General features: G+C 79.0%; 1 protein-coding gene. It reads right to left on the bottom strand.

Annotated elements, in window-relative coordinates; translation table 11 throughout:
- A partial coding sequence (locus tag G3I65_RS12060) for a polyketide synthase dehydratase domain-containing protein (RefSeq protein ID WP_160696179.1) occupies positions 1-205 on the bottom strand: 205 nt, incomplete at both ends.

The following is a 205-nucleotide window of genomic DNA, read 5'->3' as shown; positions in this document are numbered from 1 at the left end:
GCGGCGGCCCGGTGCTCGGCGGCGAGCTCGATCTCGGCGAAGACCTGGTCGCCGCGGCGCCACACCGCGCGCAGCCCCCGGAACGCCGGCCCGTAGCCGAAACCCCGCTCGGCGAGCAGGTCGTAGTAGCCCTCGACGTCGACCGGCCGCGCACCCTCGGGCGGCCACTCGGTGAGCGCGGCGGGGGTGGTGGGGACCGGCGGGG

Source organism: Amycolatopsis sp. SID8362, from assembly GCF_010550475.1.
Taxonomy (GTDB): Bacteria; Actinomycetota; Actinomycetes; order Mycobacteriales; family Pseudonocardiaceae; genus Amycolatopsis; species Amycolatopsis eburnea.
The sequence above is the reverse complement of the archived record's forward strand: the minus strand, read 5'-3'. Positions and strand labels throughout refer to the sequence as shown.